The sequence below is a fragment of the Sporosarcina luteola genome, from assembly GCF_023715585.1.
Lineage (GTDB): Bacteria > Bacillota > Bacilli > Bacillales_A > Planococcaceae > Sporosarcina > Sporosarcina luteola_D.
The window spans coordinates 2,072,411-2,093,321 of the sequence record NZ_JAMBOK010000001.1; the positions used below are offsets into that span (position 1 = coordinate 2,072,411).

The window sequence follows — 20,911 nt, forward strand, 5'->3', positions numbered from 1 at the left end:
TCCATCTCCCCTTCGACAAATTCATTTCTTCATAAAATCAACAAAGCAATCGGGGTCATAATGAGTAGTGATAAAACTGTTCTTATAAACCAGATCGACAAAATATGACTCATCTTAATCGGTATTTCGGTTGATAAGATACACGGAATGAGCGCTGAGAAAAATAAAATCGTGGAAATGGACAACGAACCGATAATGAACCGTGTCTCCAAACTTGCCTCCAGTACAACGAGAGAAGGTAAAAACATATCCACGAGATTAATCGCGGCTGCCTTCGCTGCAAGAAAAGGTTCTGGTATCTGCAGTAATGTTGTGAGCGGATAAAATAAATAACCAAAATAATCGAATACCGGCGTATGGTTGGCCAATAGTAAACCAATTAACCCGATGGACATAATGGAAGGCAAAATGCCCATCGCCATGACAAAACCATCCTTCACATTGTCAATGATATTGCGCCTCAATGACGGGGCGCGATCTGCTGTTTGCATTGCTAATTCCCATGCGTTTTTGACTCGTTTTTTTCGAATGATCTCTTCCGGAAATCCAACTTCGGTATAGTAGTCATCCGTCATTTTATTAATCGGCCAGATGCGAACGGTAATGGCGGTTACAACAAAGGTAACGAAGAAAGTCAACCAAAAATACAGATTCCAAATATGCATCAAGTCTAACGTTTTCGCCACGACAATCATGAATGTCGCAGATACAGTTGAAAATCCGGTAGCAATAATGATCGCTTCTCTTTTCGTATACTTTCCTTCCTTATAAATTCGGTTCGTAATTAATAGACCGATGGAATAACTTCCAACGAAAGATGCCACTGCGTCGATAGCAGATCGCCCGGGCGTTCTCCAAAGCGGTCGCATAACCGGCTGCATGAAAACACCAATGAATTCGAGTAATCCATACCCAACGAGCATGGCAAGGAAAATGGCTCCAATTGGAACAAGCATGCCAATTGGCGTCAATAACTGATGAAACCAATACGGACCCATATCTCCGGCAAGCAGCCAAGCAGGACCCATGTTAAATAACACTAAAAATGCGGAGATGGCTCCGAACACTTTAAACAAACTAATGACAAGATTGACTTTGTCTTTCTTCCACGTTTTTGTGTAAAACGGATAGATGGCTCCTAACAATACAATGATCATCGTATAATAGGCTGCGCCGCTTCCAATTGACCCGCGTATCCACGTAACCAAGTGATCTAATGGAATGGAGTTTTTCCCGTTCACATCAATTGGAATGAAAAACATAAAAATTCCAATGGCACTAAAAATACTAAACTTGGATACATTCTTAACGGAATAAATTGTAGTCCTCTGATCATTTCCATGGTATACATTTCCTAAGTCCTCTTGTTCATGAGCATTGCTCATTTACATTCACCTCATCATCCGCTTATTCTTTAAGTCTTCATATCCAATTTATCCCGTAAAGAAATGTAGAGATCCATGGATGCATATGGATCTCTACAGTTTTCATGCATCCAATAATTAGCTTTACTTATGCTTTCACTTTTTCCTTCTTTAAGTCCTTCGGACCGAATGTCGCTTCAGGGGTCCACCATAGCGGAATTTGAATGCTTTCATCCGTCAGTTTTCCTTTTCCATTGGCAACATCTCGGGCAATTTCATAACCGGCCTGCGCATGTCGAACGACCCCAATACCTGAGTCAACCGTCATCGCAACTTCAAGTCTCATATCCGATTCCGCTGTTCCATCCGCCACCATCGTAACGCCTGTATGCACCGCTTCACCCATTGAATAGTTTGCTTGGATCGCGATCAAATCACACATCCCGACTGCGTTCAATAGACCGTTCAACATCGGCCAGTCAGAGATCAAATCACTGCCATCCTTCATATCTTCTGATTCGAATGTCGGGTTCACGATGGAACCGGAATCCAGGTTGTCACGGGAGAACGCGACGGGACCGGACAATTCGCCTCGGCGGATCATGTCGTTGACTTCAAGCGCAAATGCTTTTCGCTGACCGAAGCCCATGTAACAAATGCGTGCCGGCAATGCTTCAATCGGAATATGCTCTTTTGCGAGCTTAATCCAACGTGTGACGAGGTAATCGTCGCTGAATTTATCTAATATCATATCGTCAATTTTACGAAGATCTTCCGGATCACCCGATAGACACACCCAACGGAAAGGCCCGCGACCTTCACAGAATAATGGTCGGATGTATTCTGCAACGAATCCTGGCAGACGTTTCGCTTCTACTGGGTCCATGCCTGCATCGACACATTCTTTTCGGTGACTCGTCCCATATTCAAACGAATGCACGCCTAGATCCATAAATTTAATAAGCGCTTTCAATTCACGGATCATCGTTTCACGTGCTTTTTCTAAATACAATTCACGGTTCTTATCCCTCAGCTCTTCTGCTTCTTGCACGGTATACCCCGCCGGCAAGTACGAAATCGGGTCGTGGCCCGGTGTCATTGAAGTCGTGATATCCGGCAGCCACCCTTTTTCAAGCACTTCTTCAAACACATCTGCTGCGTTACCAACGACAGCGATGCCAAGCGGTTTTCCTGCTGCGGCATATTCTTTCGCTTTCGCAATTGCTTCATCTAAAGACCCTGCGAGCTCATCAATGAAACCTTTATCGATACGGCGCTGGATGATTTCCACATTTGAGTCACACAAAATAGCTACGCCGCCGTGCATCGTCATCGCCCGTGTCTGGTTACCGCCCATTCCACCCGCTCCAGCCGTCAACAAGATTTTCCCGACAAGGGAGTCATTATAATGAAGGCGTGCAATCGCAGAAAGTGTTTCAAATGTCCCTTGGATGACCCCTTGCGTTCCGATATACTCCCAAGGAGCCGCCGTATAATTCGCATAGATCGTCAAGTTTTTATCTTGCAAATCATAGAATGTCGGCCAATCCGCTTTCATAATATTCGTCGTCGCCATTACTACGGTTGGCGCATATTTATGTGTTTTGAACACCGCAACCGGCATTCCTGATTGGACCACGAGTGTTTCGTCATCTTCCAGCTCTTTCAACGATTTCACGATCGCATGATATGATTCCCAGTTACGAGCGGCCTTCCCGATTCCTCCGTAAATAACAAGCTCTTCTGGTTTCTCTGCGTTTTCCATATTATTTTCAAGCATTCGCAAGATCGATTCTTGTCTCCACCCTTTACAACGCAATTCCGGACCTCTCTGAGCTTTTACTGAATACAAGATTTCTGGTGTTGTCATTGATGATTCCTCCTAAAATATTATATTGTCTTTCCTACTCTAGTAATATTGCAAGTACCGTGCCAAAGTTAACAAATTAGAGTGAATGATTTTATTTCACTTCGAGAAAACCCTTCATCTTGACGTTTTCTTCAGTATTTTTAAGCTGCTATGTACTTTTTTAAATTGAAATAAGCCGGAAATGAAATTAAAAAATGCAGATAAATTTTGCATGCATTGTGCATACGAAACAAAACTAAAAGCCTGTAGAACCGCCATGATTCAATGTTTCCGGGATATGCAGAAAAGAAAAAGGCAGGCGCAGATACATTCTTCAAAATTTCAAACTATCTAAATTGTGGTATACTACGATTATTCATTAAATTAAGGAGGAAGAGTTCCTTGAGGGCTGAGACAATTGGGGCAATTATACGAACATTCGTAGACGGAGTAGTTGTTTTAAACGAGAAATACGAAATCATCTGGTATGACATAATTGACAATTTCTCTTTAAAAGTCACAACGGGTATTCCTATCTCTACTATTTTCGATTTTGAGGATTTAGACTTCTCAAATAATGAAACAACTTTTATCACTACAAATGGAAGCCATTTTTCGATAGAAGTAAAACTCTTTCCTGCAGTGCATCATGCCATCTTCTTATGCATAAAAGAGCTTACACATACAATGAACGAATCTGAAGATCGTCTGTTTTGTTTGGAGAAGATCATTGATTCCCTAGACGAGGGTGTGATGATGAGCAACCAAGAAGGAAAAATTGTGTTATATAATCATGCACAAGAAAAAATGGAAGGTTTAAACAGTCAAGACATCATCGGTAAACATTTATGGTCCGCTTATAATTACAATCCACAATACTCAGAACACAAACATACGTTTAAAACCGGGAAACCTATTTTCTCAAGATATCGAGCACACTCTACGGTAAATGGCGTGCCTAAATATGTGAATTATAGTACCTTTCCTATTCAAAAAGACGGGAAAACCATTGCTGTTTTTTCAGTGAGCACAAATGAATCAAAGCTAAAAGAACGGCTTCATCAAACCATTGAAATTAAAAGACAAGCAGATTCTTTACATAAGGAAAAAGTTAACTCGAAAAATGGAACTTTTTTTATGTTCAAAGATATTAAAGGCAAAAGCCTTGCACTCAAGGATTTAATTCACGAAGCTCAAAATGTTGCATTACACAATGCTGACACATTAATTGTCGGAGAAACAGGAACTGGTAAAGAATTATTTGCACAAAGTATGCATAATCATAGTCCAAGAGCTGAACAGCCTTTCGTTGCAATCAACTGTGCTGCAATACCTGAAAACCTGTTGGAAAGTACATTATTTGGAACTGTAAAAGGTGCATTTACAGGTGCAACAGACCAAATCGGATTGTTTGAATACGCGCAAAACGGTACTCTGTTTTTAGATGAAATTAATTCCATGCCTATGACATTGCAAGCAAAGTTAATGCGGGTTTTACAGGAACGAATCGTTCGAAGAGTAGGGTCGAATGAAGTAACACCTGTAAATTGTACAGTTATAAGTGCATCTAACGAGGATCCGGAGATATTAATTGAAGAAGGGAAAATGCGGCTTGACTTATTTTATCGAATCGCGCACACAAGTCTGCATATACCGCCTTTACGGGAAAGAACGGAAGACGTTCACTACTATATAAACTACTTCCTTCAAACATATCAAAAAAAGCTGAACAAACGTGTTCCCAAGTTCTCTGAAGCGTTGCAGACGACCTTGCTTCATTATCAATGGCCTGGTAATACACGGGAGCTTGAGCATTTAATCGAGAATATCGTCATTCGTGTTTCCGAAACCGATGAAGCAATTGATGTAGAACATCTTCCTACTTATATGCAAAGAAAATTATTTGCGGGACGGGAGAACGTACACGCTGAACAACAAGAGACCAATAAGAGACCCCTCAAACAAATCTTTACAAATTCAAAAAAGAATTTTATCGAAATGACATTAAATCAAGCAAATTGGAATGTTTCACAAGCCGCAAAAAACCTTGGAATCACTAGACAGAGCCTCCAATACCATATAAGAAAGCATGGTCTGAAAAAGCCTAGTAAATAAAATATGAACAGAACAGGGCTACAATGGCAGCCCACAGAGTGTAGACAAAGTCGTTCTTTGACTTTGTCTACACTTAATTTTAGGGAAAAACACGATAAATAGACATATTCTCAGCCTTTTTTCTATAGTTGTGCGATTGACAGGCACTCGCCGACAAGATAATCGTTACATAAAAAGTGGATGGTTTAAACAACCCTTAATTGGATGGTCCTCGAAAATGCTTTATATTATAGAATCAAACGTATAGAATGAAGATGTTTATTTCTAAAAAGGAGGAAGGCATGAAGGTATTCATTATTATATCAATTATTCTCGTCGTCATTATTTTAGCTATTGGACTAATTTTGACCATATCCGTTGCTAATTCTATGAATAAAAATTACACGAGTGAAAATAGTTTCCCCATTTTGCTGTGGGCTTATCTTTTAGCAATCCCATTTATTGTTATAGTGACTCTTATAGCTATATTTTTATTTTAGTAACAACGGAAGACAGTTCGGGACCAGTGAAAAAGCACTTGTTTTTTAGTACCTCGGGAACCGTCTAAGATCACTGAAAAAGTTCCTATTAAAATAATAGATACATTGGATTCCCGTGAATCCTTTTTGACCAAAGGTGGACTATTCACAATCATTCCCTAAATTATGTTGTTGACCTTGCAGTACCACAACGACACAATTCCAGGGATAAATGAGGTGACTTTAGATCCTTGCTCCCAACTCGTAAACTTCTTCCAATTATGCGATAATAACAGAACGAACGTTTCATCATATTATGAAAGGAGGGGCTACTGTGAAGCCAGTCATCCTAGCTGAAAAACCATCTCAAGCGAAAGCGTATGCGGACGCTTTTTCTGTGCGGAAGCATGAAGGGTTTCTTGAGATCAACCCGTGTCCAATCTTCCCCGAAGGCGCCTATATCACATGGGGCGTCGGACACTTAGTTGAACTTAAGGAACCGCATGCTTACAATCCTGCTTGGAAGCGTTGGTCGCTCGGGAGTCTGCCAATCTTGCCGGAACGATATGAGTTCCAAGTGGCGAAGGGGAAGTTCAAGCAGTTTCAAATCGTGAAGAAGCTCATCCGCGGAACGGGTACGGTCATCAACGCCTGTGACGTGGACCGTGAAGGGTCGAATATCTTCTATAGCATTTATTATCAAACGGGTGCGCGCAATCAGACGATCAAACGGCTCTGGATCAATTCACTTGAGGTGGATGAAGTGCGGAAAGGGTTTGCAAATTTGCGGGATAATCGCAAGGACTTGCAGCTGTATGAAGAGGCGAAATCCCGGCAGATCAGCGATTGGCTTGTTGGGATGAATGCTTCCCGATTATATACACTCTTATTGAAAGCGAAAGGCATCCAGGAAGTGTTTCCGATCGGACGAGTGCAGTCGCCTACGGTCTATTTAATCTATCAACGGCAACGAGAGATTGAGACATTCGTATCGGAACCGTTTTTCGAAGTGGAAGCGACGTTCAAAGCAGAACATGGTACGTATAAAGGCAAGGCAAGAGCGAAGGAGCCAAAACGGGAAATTATTCAGGATCTCCTTTCCAAACACGGAATTCAACCGAATTCGCCTGGTGTGATCACCTCTGTCACACATACCGAAAAGCGGACACCGCCGCCTCAACTCCATTCCCTATCAACATTGCAGGCGACAGCGAACCGGCGATGGAAGATGAGCCCGGCGAATGTGTTGAAGACGATGCAAGGCTTATATGAGAAGAAGCTCGTCACCTATCCACGGACAGACGCGCGCCATATTACGCCGAATGAATTTGCGTACTTAAAGGATCAGGTCGGCGATTATCAACAGCTGATCGGACATCCCTTCCCTGTCGCTTCTCTTGCCCCAAAAAAAAGGTATGTCGACAGTTCGAAGGTCCAGGAGCACTATGCAATCATTCCGACAAAGAAAGTGCCGACACAGGCAGTCCTCGGGAGAATGTCGCCGCTCGAACGAAATTTGTATGAAGAAGTCGTCCGTACAACACTCGCTATGTTCCATACCGATTATTTGTATACCGAAACGAAAGTGACGACGGATGTAAATGGCCTTCCGTTTTTTACGACTGGCAAGACGGAAAGGGATTTAGGATGGAAGGCTTTATTCCAACGGTCGAAAGACGAAAAAGACGATCCTGCTTTGCCGCCATTGCGCATGCAAGAGACAGTCCAATCCAATATCGGCATTAAAGAGGGAACGACGATGCCGCCGAAGCCATATACGGAAGGTCAGCTAATCGCGATGATGAAAACTTGCGGGAAGCTGGTCGAGGACAAAGAGGAAACAGATATACTGAAAGAGATCGAGGGTCTTGGAACGGAAGCGACGCGGAGCGGCATCATTGAAACGATTAAAAAGCATGGATATATAACCGTGTCTAAAAATATTGTGTCGATTACGGAGAAAGGCCGTGTGCTTTGCCAGGCGATTGAAGGGAATCTGCTTGCCAGTCCTTCAATGACGGCGAAATGGGAAACGTATTTGCGGAAAATCGGCAATGGCGAAGGAAGTGGACAGCATTTCCTCGACAATATTTCGAAGTTCATTGCGAAAATGCTGGATGACGTGCCGAAACAACTGGAAGCAAAACCGATCGATGCGTCGAAAGTTCCGCCTCGGCAATCGAAATCACGCGGCTCTTATCAAACGGTCGAGGTCGCTCCATGCCCCGCATGTCAAAATGGGATGATTCTAGCCCGCAAAGGATTTTATGGATGCAGCAACTATAAAAATGGCTGCAAACAGACTCTGCCTGGCATCTTCTTGAAAAAGAAACTGACACCGGCCCAAGTCAAACTCCTTTGCACGAAAGGAAAAACGAATACGATCAAAGGTTTCACCGCCAATAACGGCAATAAATTCGATGCAAGCCTTGCATTGGAGAATGGGAAATTGAATTTGGTGTTTCAAAAATAAAAAATGCGCCCTCTAAAAAGAGAGAGTTTAATAAGTATTTGTTTGGCTAATGTGAAGTCGGTATTATAACGGACTCACATTAGCCTATTTCTGTTTGTATCCGATTGGTCCCAACCCCCTCCCCTGCTCACCTATGGTATTATGAACAAGGTTCCAAAAGAGGTTCGCAAACTCCCTCTCTAAAAAACTAAGGAGATATGTACAATGAAAAATGAAAAAGCAGTGGTCGTCTTCAGCGGCGGTCAAGACAGTACGACATGCCTGTTTTGGGCATTGAAAAACTTCCGGGAAGTCGCAACAGTCACGTTCGACTACGGACAACGGCATTCGGATGAAATTAAATGTGCCCGAAACATTGCAGAAGAACTTGGCGTGTCATTCAAAGTGCTAGACATGAATTTAATCAATCAATTATCAGCCAATGCACTGACAAGAGATGACATCGAAGTGACGGAAGTGGATGGCGAATTGCCGTCAACATTCGTACCTGGACGAAATCATCTGTTTCTATCTTTCGCGGCGGTTTACGCTGATGCAATTGGCGCACGGCACTTGATCACCGGTGTGAGTGAAACGGACTTCAGCGGTTATCCTGATTGTCGCGACAATTTTATTAAATCTTTAAATGTGACGTTGAATTTGGCCATGGATGGGAACTTTGTCATTCATACGCCGTTAATGTGGCTAGATAAATCCGAAGTATGGGCGCTGGCTGATGAACTTGGCGCACTCGATTTTGTGCAGGAGAAAACACTCACTTGCTATAACGGTGTTCCGAGCTCGGGTTGCGGAGAATGCCCTGCGTGTGTGCTGCGCAATGAAGGACTTGCTGCGTATCAAGCTCGAAAGACTGCAGGTACTGCTAAATGATGCAGCAATTTTATCCGCATGTACAACATGACTATCGATTTGAATTAAATAAAGATATGCATTTTTCGGCAGCGCATTTCATTCCCCATGAAGATGCGGGAAAATGCCAAGTGATGCATGGGCATACGTATTTCATAAATATCACCATCGGAGGGAACGAGCTGGATCCACTCGGTTTTTTGATTGATTTCAAGCAACTGAAAGATCTCATTCATAAAAAATATGATCATTCCGTGTTGAATGATCATCCTGAGTTCCAAAATACCTTTCCGACAACTGAGCGATTGGCAGAACAAATTTGGAGATCCATTCAGGAGGTTCTTCAGACAAGAGACAATTGTCCTGTGTGCCTCCAAGTAATCGTTCGGGAAACGCCAACGAGCTATGTTGTCTATCGTCCGTCACGGGAGGAGTTACTATGAAAATACCCGTAATGGAAGTGTTTGGCCCTACCATCCAAGGTGAAGGAATGGTCATTGGTCAAAAAACGATGTTTGTCCGGACGGCGGGCTGCGATTATTCTTGTGCCTGGTGCGATTCCAGCTTTACATGGGACGGCACAGGCAAAAGCGTCTCGAAACGGCCGCAAGATATCATTGATGAACTGAAAGCGATCGGCGGCCAATCCTTTTCGCATGTAACGATTTCGGGAGGAAATCCCGCTTTGCATAAAGGGGTCGGAGAACTCGTCGACTTTTGCCATGCTGAAGGCTGGAAAGTTGCCGTCGAGACGCAAGCAACGTTTTGGCAAGATTGGTTGTTAAAAATCGATGATATCACGCTATCCCCTAAACCACCGAGCTCAAAAATGATTACGGATTTCAATAAACTTGACCGTTTCATGGAGATGTTGACGGATGCAAATACAAGTCTGAAAATCGTCGTCTTTGATGAAATCGACTTCAAATTTGCTGAAGAAGTCCATCTTCGTTACCCGTCTGTTCCTTTCTATGTTCAAGTAGGTAACGATGATACGACAACAATAGATGATGCGTATCTTGTCTCCCACTTATTGAAACGGTTTGAATGGCTTATTGATTTGGCTGTCGCTTCCCCGGTTATGAACGACGTGAAGGTTCTCCCGCAATTGCATGCCCTTGTATGGGGGAATAAGAGAGGCGTTTAGTGCTCTTCTTAAAGAGTAAGATAAATAAAAAGGTCGATTTTCATTTATGTGAATCGGCCTTTTTTTTATAGTTCATGTGATATTTGTTGACTCTCATGCTCCAACACATTATATTAAGAATGAGATTGAGAATCGTTATCAATCCGAAGACATAAGTTGGGAGAGGAAGTACTATATGAAGAAAAGTTTAATGCTCCTGCTTGCCTCTTTGCTACTCGTTCTCGCGGCATGTGGGAATAGTACGAAGCAAAGCAGCAACGCAGGCGAAAAAGAGAGTCAAAAGAAAAATGAAAAATCCGAAGTGAATTTGTATACGAGCAGACATTACGACGTCGATAATGAGCTATACAAAAAGTTTGAGGACGAAACTGGCATTAAAGTCAACGTCATTAAAGGTGAAGCTGATGAGTTGATCGAGCGTGTAAAACGTGAAGGAACAGCTACGAAGGCGGATCTTTTCTTAACTGCGGATGTCGGCAGATTGTACCGTGCAAAAGAGCAAGGATTGCTTCAAGCCGTGTCAAGTGACATTTTGTCGAAACAAGTACCTGAAAAATTCCGTGATTCTGATGATATGTGGGTAGGTTTAACCAAACGTGCACGCATTCTCGTATATAATAAAGATAAAGTGAAGCCCGAAGAGTTATCAACGTATGAAGCGCTCACAGACGATAAGTGGAAAGGTCGCGTGCTCGTCCGTTCATCCGAGAGTGTTTATAACCAGTCTCTATTAGCTTCATTCATCGGAATCGATGGTGAAGAAAAAGCGAAAGAATGGGCACAAGGCATAGTGAACAATATGGCTCGCAGTCCCGAAGGCGGGGATCGTGATCAAGCGAAGGCCATTGCTGCAGGCATTGGCGACGTTGCAATCATGAACACTTATTACTTAGGACAAATGCTGAACTCTCAAGAACCTGAAGAGGTCAAGGTGGCAGAACAGCTAGGCATTTTCTTCCCGAACCAAGATACGACAGGCACTCATGTTAATATTAGCGGAGCTGGAGTAGTTAAAGGTTCGAAAAACGCGGACAATGCGTTGAAACTTCTTGAATTCCTAACTGGTGAAGAAGCGCAATTCACTTTTGCAGAAGCAAACTACGAATATCCTGTAAACCAGGATGTCGAGCCAGCGGAACTTCTAAAATCTTGGGGTGAGTTCAAGGAGCAAGACATTCCACTCACAGTTCTTGGTGAAAATAATGCAAAAGCGATTATGATTTTCAACGAAGTAGGTTGGAAGTAATAGCTTGCCCCCTGTCGCTTTTGCGATAGGGGTTTATTGCGGAAAAGGCAAAGGATGGGTTTGGTCATGAATAGGCGAATTGCAAACGTGAATGGATGGACAATCGGTGCAGTACTTATTATCACTTTACTGTTTGTTCCTAATTTATCAATTGTTACAGGAATTTTTACACCCGCAAGTGAAAATTGGGGGCATATTCGCGAATTCATGCTTCTAAACTATATTAAGTCTTCGCTGACGCTCGTATTTTTCACTGCAATATTCACTGTTGCAATTGGTCTTAGCCTAGCGTGGCTTATTGCACAATATGACTTCCCACTTCGCAACTTCATGAAATGGTCACTCATCTTGCCTTTATCGATACCGCCATTCATCGGTGCATATACTTATCACGGTATCCTTAATTATACGGGCATCATTCAGAAGACGCTTCGAAATCACTTTGATGTATCGGTGAATCAAGCCTATTTCGATATTATGAATGTACCTGGTGCCATTTTCATTTACACGATATTCTTATATCCGTATGTTTATATGATCACGAGAATTTTCTTGTCCAATCAAGCTGCCTCTCTCGTTGAAAGTGCACGGACACTTGGAAAAGGTCCAATGGAAATTTTCCTGAAAGTCATTGTTCCTATATCACGTATTTCAGTCATTGGCGGGGTTAGCCTAGTCATATTAGAAGTGTTAAATGACTATGGCGTTGTTAAGTATTTTGGCATTCAAACGTTCAGCACCGCAATTTTCCAGACATGGTTCGGCCTTGGAGACTTGGATTCGTCCATCAAGCTTGCAGCTTGCCTGATGGGTCTCGTCATTTTCATTCTCGTATTCGAATGGGTTCTCCGCGGCGGTAAGAAATACAGTTTCTCAACAACAAAACTTAGACCGCTGCCGCTCGTCAAATTGACCGGGAAAAAAGCAGCATTGGCAACAGCGTATACGCTAGTTATTTTTACGATCGCCTTCCTAATTCCGGTTCTTCAGTTGCTGGACTGGGTAATACTTACGTTCGGCAAAGTTCCGATGGAGGAAGTGCTGACATACACGAAAAACTCAATCATTGTTGCAGGGACAGCCGCATTGCTTATCATCTTTTTCTCCCTCGTCATTGGGAACTTCAGCCGAATTACGAAGCACAAGTTTGCGAAAGTGCTGCCGAAATTAACGGTTCTTGGCTATTCCATTCCAGGTGCGGTCATCGCGGTGGCTGTTGTCACGACATTTATTGCTATTGATCGGTACCTAGCGCCTGTCTATCAATTTTTAGGTGTGGATTCCGAGCTCGTCTTAAGTGTCAGCCTCGTCATGTTGATTAGTGCATACATCATACGGTTTTTCGCGATCGGATATAATTCGATTGAATCGGGTTACACGAAAATCGGCACAGACTTTCGTGATGCCTCACGTATGCTAGGCGTAAGCAGCTTACGTACCTTTTTCAAAATCGATATTCCGATGATGAAAGGTGCTATTATAAGCGGTTTCATCCTTACGTTTGTCGATATTTTAAAAGAAATCCCATTGACGCTCATTTTACGGCCGTTCAATTATGATACACTTGCAACCAAGGCGTTCCAATATGCAAGTGATGAAAAAATAATGGAGGCCTCACAAGCCTCCTTGCTAATAGTCGGTGTAAGTGCAATTGCAATATTTGTTTTCAACAAATTGCTAGGAGAGGGGCGGGAATAATATGTTTATTACTATTCAAAATTTGAGTTTCTCTTATTCCAATTCACCTACGAATGCAGTTGAGGATTTCACAATTACAATAAACAAGGGTGAAATAATTTCCATCCTTGGGCGTAGCGGAAGTGGGAAAAGTACAATTCTTCGACTGATTGCCGGACTTGAAATGCCAAAAGGCGGTTCATTTTCGTTAAGCGACAAAACAATGTTTAACAAACATACATTCGTTCAACCTGAAAAGCGCGGTATCGGCATGGTGTTTCAAGATTATGCGCTCTTCCCTCACATGAGTGTGCAAGATAACGTATTATTTGGGCTTCCTAAAATGAGCCGTAACGATAAGTTGAAGCGTGTGAAGGAAGTATTGGAACTCGTTGAACTAGAAGGTTATGAGAAACGGTACCCGCATCAGCTAAGCGGTGGTCAGCAACAGCGTGTAGCACTTGCACGGGCACTTGCACCGCAACCCGAGCTCATTCTTTTGGATGAACCTTTCAGTAATCTTGACACCGAGCTCCTTGTTAAAATCCGTGAAGACCTTCGCCGGATATTAAAGAAGGCCAACATAACCGCAATCTTCGTTACACACAATCAAAACGATGCGCACGTACTCGCGGACCGAATCGTGAAGATCAAAGACGGTATAATTGACCAAGTCGGACGTCCGTGCGACTTGCTGGGCAGTTCAACGGATGCAGAAGGCCATATTGAATTAGTGCTTGAGAAAGAACTCGTCAATGTATGAACGAGTCTGAAGGATAAGAGAAACCCACCAATGGAAAGGGACTGTTGCAGAAAGTTGGTTATACCCAATTTTCTACAACAGTCCCTTTTCCCATCAACCACGATCTTTTTATTCTCTCGTCAAATCTTCTTCGGCCAAAAACTCCATTTGCCTAACAGTACTAGAACCGCCGGTATCAGTAATGGCCGGACGATGAACGTGTCAATTAGAATGCCAAGCGCCATTATGAAACCGAATAGCTTCAATTCATAGATTGGCATTGTCGCAAGCACAAGGAATGTCGCAGCCAAAATCAATCCTGCTGAACTGATGACTCCCCCCGTACGCTCCACCCCTTTTCGGACCGCTTCGTCGAAAGGCAGTTCTTTCATTTCTTCACGGATTCTCGCAATCAGCATGATAGAATAATCGACGCCCAATGCAACAAGGAAGACAAATGCGTAGAGCGGAATTCGATAGCTAAGCCCTTCCAGGTCTAAAAACACTTCGAATAAGAAGTACGCCAAGCCCACTGTAGCTGCAAATGATAGCAATATGCTACCAATCATGTAAACCGGTGCAATGATAGATCTCGTTTGTAAGCCTAGCATTATTGTTATCAAAACGGTCATTAAAATCATAACAATCCACGTATCCCGATCATTGAGATCCCGTACATCGGCATTGACCGCCGTCTCACCGGAAATATACATAGATGTGTCGGATAGGTTTGCATCCTTCAAGATCCTTTGGCTGTCTTCCCGGAGCTTTAAGACCGCATCGAACGCTTCTTCATCATAAGGATTACCTGCAAATGTGACGGAGAACTTTGCCGCTTTCCCATCTTCGCTCATAGGGTTGCCTTGCGTTGTGACACTGACGATGGCAGGGTCCTCTTCAATCCGTTCAATCACCGCCTGCAGCCCTTCCATGCCCAACTCGTTTTCAGAGACGACTAGCAACGTCCCCGGCGCCAAGCTTCCTTCTGAAAAGTCCTTTCCTAACCGCTCATAACCCACTCTGAATGAAAGATCTTCTGGAAAAGATGCGATTAAATCATATGACTCTTTCATATTTGTCATATTCCATGCACCAAGCCCCAGCAAGAATAGAATTGGAACTGAGAATAGGAACGGCTTTTTTGTAACGACAGCCGCCACTTTCCCCCAAACCGTTTTCTTCTCTTCTGTCTTCTCCCCATATTGCGGGATGACTGGCCAGAATGCCTTCCTGCCGATCACCGCAAACAATGCAGGCAATAACGTCAATCCTGCGATAAGCATTGCGCCTGCCGCAATGGCGAATACCGGTGCAAAATTACGGTACGGCTCATAGAGGGCAAAGAACAATGTCGCAACTCCCAATACAATCGTGCTGCCGCTGAAGAAAATAGGCTCTTTTACGTGCCGCATCGTTTCTTGCATCGCAACGTTGGCATCTTCATGCACCTTCAATTCTTCCCGATAGCGTGAGAAGATGAGCAATGAATAATCTGTAACAACTGCAAATAATAGAATCGTCATGATCGACAGCGCCTGGCTGTCTACACCGAACCAGCCTTGTGCAGTCGTAAACCCGACCACTCGATCGACAACTGCGTAAACGATTCCTGCACCCACTAAAGGGATCAACGTCAATAGTGGCGAACGATAGATGATTAGCAACAAGACCAAAATCAGACCTACAGTAGATAGCAACAGGACAATATCCGCTTGGCTGAATAGCTCAACTGCATCTGAGGCGATTCCAGCCGGCCCCGTCCAGGACAGTTCAATTTCATTCGCTACTTGGGCGCCGACAGATTCCTTAATGGATTGGACTAACTTGTGCAGATCCTTTCCTTCAAGGTTCTCGGGCAATGATAGCGGAATGAAAAATGTTTTTTCGTTCATCGAGAGGAAAGATGCCCGTTGCTCAGGCTGCAGTTTGGACAAAGGAATGACATCTACTTCATCAAAAGCTATATTCTCTTTTAATGCTTCAATCGCTTGCGCAAAGTTGATGACCTCTTCATCAGATAATCCGCTTTCCTTATGAAGCACTGCAAATAGCGGGATACCGCCTTCATTCGGAAAATATTTTTCCAGCTCATGCGCCGCCACGATGGAAGATGCATCAGCAGGCAATCCGAAATCTTTATTGGCAATGACATTCTCCTTGCTGGCCGGTGCTAACGCGGATAGAAAAATTGTCATCAGTAACCAAATCCCTATAGAGAACCACCAAAGACGTCTGCCTTTTAATTTTCCTTCTGGCACTATCGTCTGCCCTCTTTCTCAATTAAGAATGTCACCAAAACAAATAGCACAAAGCTGATGAGCAGGACGCTTCCACCAACAATATAGAAGATGAGCGAGAAGGTTTCATTTACACCGAACGGGTTCATAAATTGCAACCACATACCTGCCGTCAGACCGATGGATCCGATGATCGCGGTCCAACCGTGTGCCGAAACCATTTTTTTCGCACGTACTTTATAGATTTTGTAGAAGACACCCCAAGCGAAGACCGATAACCAGCCGACGACAAGGATGTGCGCATGGATCGGACGGAAGGCATATGATCCAGCCCCCGCCATATGGGATCCTAAAAATGCTCCGATCACCCCAAAAATGGCTGAGATTCTAATAAGTCTTATACTCCACTTCTCTTGCATGTCATTTCCTCCTATTTCGTTTATGTTATATCCTTATCATAGAAGGTCAACATGAACGGAACATGAACAGGACATTACAAATTTGGGAATGTGACCGCAAATGTCGTGCCGATCCCTTCCTCACTTTCAACTTCAACGCTGCCTCCGTGGAGCTTTACGACTTGATGGACAATAGAGAGTCCGAGCCCTGTACCCTCGACTTGCTGCGTCCTTGAATGATCAACCCGGTAAAACCGGTCAAATAGCCTTCTCAAATGTTCCTCTGCAATCCCGGCGCCATTGTCCCGGAAGATAACTTTCAATTCATCCGCACTTTCTGTCAGGCGAACCCCTATCTCGCCGCCCATCTCCGTATATTTCAACGCATTGGAGAGTAAGTTTTCCCATACTTTTTCAAGGAAAGCGGGATCTCCCATCATCTCCACTTCATCCACCTCCATGACGAGTGACATCTGTTTCTCTTCCAGAAGCCATCTTTGCTTTCGGATGACTTCTTTTAATTGCTCATCCAAACGGAATTTCACTTGCTTCAACGGTGAATCTAATTGGTCGAGTGACGTTAACAGCAATAACTGCTTCGTCAATGAAGAGAGCCGCTCCGTCTCGGATTGGATGACTCTCGCATAGTTTTGCCGCTCCCGTTCAGGCAGTCCGCTATCCATCAGCAAATTGGCATATCCTTTAATATTGAGCAAAGGAGATTGGAAGTCATGTGACACGTCACTGATAAACTCCTTGCGCACCCGGTCATTTTCGCTAAGCTTCTCCGTCATCCGCTGAAAACTTTGCGCGAGCTGGCCGATCTCATCCCGACGGTTAATATCAAGCGAGCCCGTGAACTTTTCATCACCGACCTTTTTCGCAGCCGCGGTCAGCTTTGTAATCGGTTCAATCAATTTCTTCGCTACAATTAACATTGAAAGTAAACTGACAATTGCCATGACGACGACCATGCCGCCCAAAAGGTAATGGACTTCCGTAAATAGCAGTTTAATATCAGGCCTCATGAAAAGGGCATATGTTTCCCCATTGTATGTAAACGGAACACCTACCGTGTTTGCAAGTTCATCGGAGAAAAAGCCGGTCATGAACGTCTCCGTCTTCAAATCTCGCATTCCATGATACGGGCGGCCATCGAGCACTTGATCCACAGAAGCGGTCCTCAAATTCTCAACCCGGAATGGCGCTCCATACATAGTCGCCTCCCGATTTTCATTCACGACGAATAATTTATAGCCCGAGGCGGCCTGCGTGCTGAAATAGCCCGCCAAATCAGCAGGCTCCTCCGTTTCGATGTATTCGGCAATCGTGAGAGCGATGTTCATGTTTTTCGCGTCATTTTGCCCTTTTAATTGCTGATGATAATATGTATTCACTACGAGAAATGCGATCACGGCACTTGTCAGCATAATACCCGTTGTGAAGGAGAGAAACTTTCCATAAAGCGATCTCATGTACCGGACACCTCGAGCTTATAGCCCACTCCACGGACAGTCGTTATGCGAATGCCCTCAGGCAGCCCTTCCAACTTGTCGCGCAGCCGTTTAATATGAACGTTCAGCGTCTGCTCATCTCCTTCATAATCGAAGCCCCACACGCGTTCGATAAGGAAGTCACGTTCAAACACCTGATTTGGTTTGGAGGCAAGAACAGACAGCAGCTCAAATTCCTTCAACGGCAACAATAACACCTTTTTTCCGACGGACACTTCATAACTTTGCCGATTGATCTTAAGCGGACCTGCCTGTATGATCACATCGACTGCCTTTTCGTATCTCCGCAAGATGGCATTGATTCTGAACAAAAGTTCCTTCGGCTCAAACGGTTTGACGACATAATCATCGGATCCCGCCAAAAAGCCTTTTTCTTTATCCTCCAGCTCTCCTTTTGCCGTTAGCAATAAAACCGGGATATCCGCTTCAGTCCGCAGTCTCTTCGTCAATTCAAACCCATCCATTCCGGGCATCATGACATCGACAACAGCCAAGTCAGGAAGCAATTCATCCAGCTTTTCAAGCGCCTGTGCACCATTAGCCGCCTTGATCACTTCATACCCCGCCTGGGATAGATGAATATTCACCAACTCCAGTATATTCGGATCGTCATCCACCACGAGTATTTTCATATTTATCTTCCCTTCCCTTTCAAAAATGCCCGCAACTCTGCATTGAGCAGCCCTGAAACCATCAGGATGACTGCCGTCAAATAAAACCATAGGACGAGCAGGATAATCCCGGACAACTGTCCATAGAGCCTTGTATAGTCTACATTTGCTACATAGCTTCCAAAGAAGAGCGAGAACAGCTGCCAGCCGATTGCAGAAAAAATTGCACCTGGCATCACTTCCTTCACTCTCATTCTACCTGTCGGAACTACTTTGTAAAACAATAGGAAAAACAGGAACAAGAACAGTGTTCCAAGGCCCCACTTCACCATAGGCCATACAGTTTGCCATCCATGCCACTGCTCGACCGTATCATAATAGTTCACCACTTCGTGCAAAGCCCTTTCAATGAGTGGAAGAAACAGTGACAAGGATAGGATCAGCATGAATAATAACGTTACACCCAAATCCCTGATCAACACTTTCCAAAAAGGATATTTTCGGATATATCCATACGCCTGATCCAACGAGCGCGCCAACGATTGTACAGCAACCGAGGACAGCCAAAATGCGACAGCCAAGCTCGTGTACAAAACATTTCCCTGCACTTTGAAAATAATCGCCCGCACATTCTGCTCAATGATCACATACGCCTCACTCGGTGCAAAGGGCCGAAGAAATGCTAAAAACATCTCCTCATCTACCGGCAAATAACTAAGCAAGGAAAACAGGAATATGAGAAAAGGAAACATCGATAATAATAAATAATATGCCGTCTGCGCAGCCTGATCGAAAAAACGTTCCTTAAAAAACCTCATCGCCACATTGCGTACAATCACCTTCTCCCACCTCCTCCTTTCAATATACCCTATTCTTCCAAGAGAAATTGAATGCGTGGAGGAGAATTTTTGATGGTAGAGCAGAGGGGAAGATTGTTTTGGGCGCGGGGGGAATTGCTTTGGGCGGGGAACTGCACACTTTGAGCGCGCGGAGGCTTGCTTTGGGCGCGGAATTGCACTCTTTGGGCGCGCGGGGGATTGCTTTGGGCGCGGATTGCATTCTTTGGGCGCGCGGGGGCTTGCTTTAGGCGCGGAACGGCATTCTTTGGGCGCGCGGGGGATGCCTTTGGGCGCGGATTGCAATCTTTGAGCGCGCGGGGATTGCTTTGGGCGTGGATTGCATTCTTTGGGCGCACGGGGGCTTGCTTTAGGCGCGGAACGGCATTCTTTGGGCGCGCGGGGGCTCGCTTTAGGCGCGGAACGGCATTCTTTGGGCGCGCGGGGGCTTGCTTTAGGCGCGGAACGGCATTCTTTGGGCGCGCGGGGGATGCCTTTGGGCGCGGATTGCATTCTTTGAGCGCGCGGGGCTTGCTTTGGGCATGGATTGCATTCTTTGGGCGCGCGGGGGCTTGCTTTAGGCGCGGAACGGCATTCTTTGGGCGCGCGGGGGCTTGCTTTGGGCGTGAATTGCATTCTTTGGGCGCACGGGGGCTTGCTATAGGCGCGGAACGACATTCTTTGGGCGCGCGGGGGCTTGCTATAGGCGCGGAACGGCATTCTTTGGGCGCGCGGGAGATCGTTTTGAGCGCGTAACGGCTATCTTGAACGGGCAACGGCTTTCCTTGGGCGCGCAAAGGCATTCTTTGAGCGCGGAACGACATTCTCTGAATGCGGATGGGCTGCTTTGACGCGTGCGTAATTTTAGTTTGTCAAAAGCATATGTCGCGAATATTTTATTCTAGTACAATAAAATATCTTTCCGCGAATTAAGACATCCTTACCGCGACACCACTGTAAGATTTACATCTTGCTAAATCGCGCCAAATGCCTTTGACAAATTAAAGATTTGAAATTTACAAAGATTTATAAACACAAAAAAAAACCACCTCCATAAGGAGATGGCCTTTGCCCGGCGACGTCTTACTCTCACAGGGGGAAGCCCCCTACTACCATCAGCGCTGAAGAGCTTAACTTCCGTGTTCGGTATGGGAACGGGTGTGACCTCTTCGCCGTCATCACCAGACAACTGAACGATGCTTGTTCGTTCAAAACCGGATAAAACCAACATTGTTGCTGAACTTCAAGTTCAACCGTACTTAAGTAACTTAAGGTTAAGTCCTCGATCGATTAGTATCCGTCAGCTGCACGTGTCGCCACGCTTCCACCCCGGACCTATCCACCTCATCTTCTTTGAGGGATCTTACTTACTTGCGTAATGGGAAATCTCATCTT

General features: G+C 44.5%; 18 protein-coding genes, 2 rRNA genes and 1 riboswitch. Of the genes, 11 read left to right on the forward strand and 9 right to left on the reverse strand.

Translation table 11 applies throughout. The features are described 5' to 3' along the window. Nucleotides 1-29 precede the first annotated feature (29 nt). Both M3193_RS10230 and hutU read right to left on the reverse strand, forming a co-directional pair. Nucleotides 30-1,385, reverse strand: coding sequence for a YjiH family protein (locus M3193_RS10230; RefSeq protein WP_251627064.1), 1,356 nt, complete (start codon nucleotides 1,383-1,385; stop codon nucleotides 30-32). Between the two features lie 127 nt (nucleotides 1,386-1,512). After that, the gene (gene hutU / locus M3193_RS10235; RefSeq protein WP_251627065.1) at nucleotides 1,513-3,234 is read right to left on the reverse strand and encodes a urocanate hydratase; all 1,722 of its coding nucleotides are present in this window, start codon (nucleotides 3,232-3,234) and stop codon (nucleotides 1,513-1,515) included. Nucleotides 3,235-3,615: 381 nt separating this feature from the next. Between hutU and M3193_RS10240 the strand changes: the two genes are divergently transcribed. The 8 genes from M3193_RS10240 (at nucleotide 3,616) to M3193_RS10275 (ending at nucleotide 13,941) form a co-directional block, all read left to right on the forward strand. Continuing rightward, on the forward strand, nucleotides 3,616-5,328 hold the full coding sequence (locus tag M3193_RS10240) for a sigma-54 interaction domain-containing protein (protein ID WP_251627066.1): 1,713 nt from the start codon (nucleotides 3,616-3,618) through the stop codon (nucleotides 5,326-5,328). Nucleotides 5,329-6,120: 792 nt separating this feature from the next. After that, a complete protein-coding gene (locus M3193_RS10245) occupies nucleotides 6,121-8,259 on the forward strand; it encodes a type IA DNA topoisomerase (protein WP_251627067.1) in 2,139 nt (712 codons plus the stop codon). Between the two features lie 153 nt (nucleotides 8,260-8,412). Beyond that, a riboswitch (PreQ1 riboswitch) is annotated at nucleotides 8,413-8,456 on the forward strand. A 7-nt stretch (nucleotides 8,457-8,463) separates the two neighbouring features. Beyond that, on the forward strand, nucleotides 8,464-9,129 hold the full coding sequence (queC, locus tag M3193_RS10250; protein ID WP_251627068.1) for a 7-cyano-7-deazaguanine synthase QueC: 666 nt from the start codon (nucleotides 8,464-8,466) through the stop codon (nucleotides 9,127-9,129). Continuing rightward, nucleotides 9,126-9,551 carry a 6-carboxytetrahydropterin synthase QueD gene (gene queD, locus M3193_RS10255; RefSeq protein ID WP_251627071.1) on the forward strand — a complete coding sequence of 142 codons (426 nt, stop codon included), beginning with the start codon at nucleotides 9,126-9,128 and terminating at the stop codon, nucleotides 9,549-9,551. The genes queC and queD overlap by 4 nt, the downstream gene beginning before the upstream one ends. Next, a complete protein-coding gene (gene queE / locus M3193_RS10260; protein ID WP_251627073.1) occupies nucleotides 9,548-10,255 on the forward strand; it encodes a 7-carboxy-7-deazaguanine synthase QueE in 708 nt (235 codons plus the stop codon). The genes queD and queE overlap by 4 nt, the downstream gene beginning before the upstream one ends. 175 nt (nucleotides 10,256-10,430) lie before the next feature. After that, nucleotides 10,431-11,501 carry a Fe(3+) ABC transporter substrate-binding protein gene (locus tag M3193_RS10265; protein ID WP_251627075.1) on the forward strand — a complete coding sequence of 357 codons (1,071 nt, stop codon included), beginning with the start codon at nucleotides 10,431-10,433 and terminating at the stop codon, nucleotides 11,499-11,501. Nucleotides 11,502-11,567: 66 nt separating this feature from the next. Continuing rightward, nucleotides 11,568-13,199: an ABC transporter permease gene (locus M3193_RS10270; RefSeq protein ID WP_251627077.1), complete on the forward strand. Its 1,632-nt coding sequence runs from the start codon at nucleotides 11,568-11,570 to the stop codon at nucleotides 13,197-13,199. Between the two features lies 1 nt (nucleotide 13,200). Further along, on the forward strand, nucleotides 13,201-13,941 hold the full coding sequence (locus M3193_RS10275) for an ABC transporter ATP-binding protein (RefSeq protein ID WP_251627079.1): 741 nt from the start codon (nucleotides 13,201-13,203) through the stop codon (nucleotides 13,939-13,941). Between the two features lie 119 nt (nucleotides 13,942-14,060). Here M3193_RS10275 and M3193_RS10280 read toward each other — a convergent pair whose 3' ends face one another. The 5 genes from M3193_RS10280 to M3193_RS10300 form a co-directional block, all read right to left on the reverse strand. Then, complete coding sequence (locus M3193_RS10280; RefSeq protein WP_251627082.1) at nucleotides 14,061-16,178, reverse strand: MMPL family transporter; 2,118 nt, start codon at nucleotides 16,176-16,178, stop codon at nucleotides 14,061-14,063. Further along, entirely contained in the window at nucleotides 16,178-16,576 is a 399-nt protein-coding gene (locus M3193_RS10285; RefSeq protein WP_251627084.1) for a hypothetical protein, read from the reverse strand. The genes M3193_RS10280 and M3193_RS10285 overlap by 1 nt, the downstream gene beginning before the upstream one ends. 74 nt (nucleotides 16,577-16,650) lie before the next feature. Next, nucleotides 16,651-18,030: a sensor histidine kinase gene (locus M3193_RS10290; RefSeq protein WP_251627087.1), complete on the reverse strand. Its 1,380-nt coding sequence runs from the start codon at nucleotides 18,028-18,030 to the stop codon at nucleotides 16,651-16,653. Then, nucleotides 18,027-18,701 (reverse strand): response regulator, encoded by a 675-nt coding sequence (locus M3193_RS10295; RefSeq protein WP_285851876.1) that lies wholly within the window; start codon nucleotides 18,699-18,701, stop codon nucleotides 18,027-18,029. Before M3193_RS10295 ends, M3193_RS10290 begins: the two co-directional genes overlap by 4 nt. 2 nt (nucleotides 18,702-18,703) lie before the next feature. Continuing rightward, complete coding sequence (locus tag M3193_RS10300) at nucleotides 18,704-19,519, reverse strand: YihY/virulence factor BrkB family protein (RefSeq protein ID WP_353056388.1); 816 nt, start codon at nucleotides 19,517-19,519, stop codon at nucleotides 18,704-18,706. A gap of 98 nt (nucleotides 19,520-19,617) precedes the next feature. On the opposite strand from M3193_RS10300, the gene M3193_RS10305 reads away from it, so the two are divergent. The 3 genes from M3193_RS10305 (at nucleotide 19,618) to M3193_RS10315 (ending at nucleotide 20,272) form a co-directional block, all read left to right on the forward strand. Beyond that, on the forward strand, nucleotides 19,618-19,767 hold the full coding sequence (locus M3193_RS10305) for a hypothetical protein (RefSeq protein ID WP_251627095.1): 150 nt from the start codon (nucleotides 19,618-19,620) through the stop codon (nucleotides 19,765-19,767). 98 nt (nucleotides 19,768-19,865) lie between these two features. Next, nucleotides 19,866-20,036 carry a hypothetical protein gene (locus M3193_RS10310; RefSeq protein WP_251627097.1) on the forward strand — a complete coding sequence of 57 codons (171 nt, stop codon included), beginning with the start codon at nucleotides 19,866-19,868 and terminating at the stop codon, nucleotides 20,034-20,036. Further along, nucleotides 20,033-20,272, forward strand: coding sequence for a hypothetical protein (locus M3193_RS10315; protein ID WP_251627098.1), 240 nt, complete (start codon nucleotides 20,033-20,035; stop codon nucleotides 20,270-20,272). Before M3193_RS10310 ends, M3193_RS10315 begins: the two co-directional genes overlap by 4 nt. Before the next feature lie 314 nt (nucleotides 20,273-20,586). On the opposite strand, the gene rrf is transcribed toward M3193_RS10315, so the two are convergent. Together rrf and M3193_RS10325 are read right to left on the reverse strand one after the other, a co-directional pair. Then, nucleotides 20,587-20,702 (reverse strand): 5S ribosomal RNA (gene rrf, locus M3193_RS10320). Between the two features lie 84 nt (nucleotides 20,703-20,786). After that, a 23S ribosomal RNA gene (locus M3193_RS10325) occupies nucleotides 20,787-20,911 on the reverse strand; the annotation flags it as partial.

Excerpts from the sequence above, each read along its gene's own strand:
- M3193_RS10270 (WP_251627077.1), top strand. The coding sequence starts at position 11,568 with ATGAATAGGCGAATTGCAAACGTGAATGGATGGACAATCGGTGCAGTA.
- M3193_RS10290 (WP_251627087.1), bottom strand. The coding sequence starts at position 18,030 with ATGAGATCGCTTTATGGAAAGTTTCTCTCCTTCACAACGGGTATTATG.
- queD (WP_251627071.1), top strand. The coding sequence starts at position 9,126 with ATGATGCAGCAATTTTATCCGCATGTACAACATGACTATCGATTTGAA.
- M3193_RS10265 (WP_251627075.1), top strand. The coding sequence starts at position 10,431 with ATGAAGAAAAGTTTAATGCTCCTGCTTGCCTCTTTGCTACTCGTTCTC.
- M3193_RS10275 (WP_251627079.1), top strand. The coding sequence starts at position 13,201 with ATGTTTATTACTATTCAAAATTTGAGTTTCTCTTATTCCAATTCACCT.
- hutU (WP_251627065.1), bottom strand. The coding sequence starts at position 3,234 with ATGACAACACCAGAAATCTTGTATTCAGTAAAAGCTCAGAGAGGTCCG.
- M3193_RS10285 (WP_251627084.1), bottom strand. The coding sequence starts at position 16,576 with ATGCAAGAGAAGTGGAGTATAAGACTTATTAGAATCTCAGCCATTTTT.
- queC (WP_251627068.1), top strand. The coding sequence starts at position 8,464 with ATGAAAAATGAAAAAGCAGTGGTCGTCTTCAGCGGCGGTCAAGACAGT.
- M3193_RS10230 (WP_251627064.1), bottom strand. The coding sequence starts at position 1,385 with ATGAGCAATGCTCATGAACAAGAGGACTTAGGAAATGTATACCATGGA.
- M3193_RS10295 (WP_285851876.1), bottom strand. The coding sequence starts at position 18,701 with ATGAAAATACTCGTGGTGGATGACGATCCGAATATACTGGAGTTGGTG.
- queE (WP_251627073.1), top strand. The coding sequence starts at position 9,548 with ATGAAAATACCCGTAATGGAAGTGTTTGGCCCTACCATCCAAGGTGAA.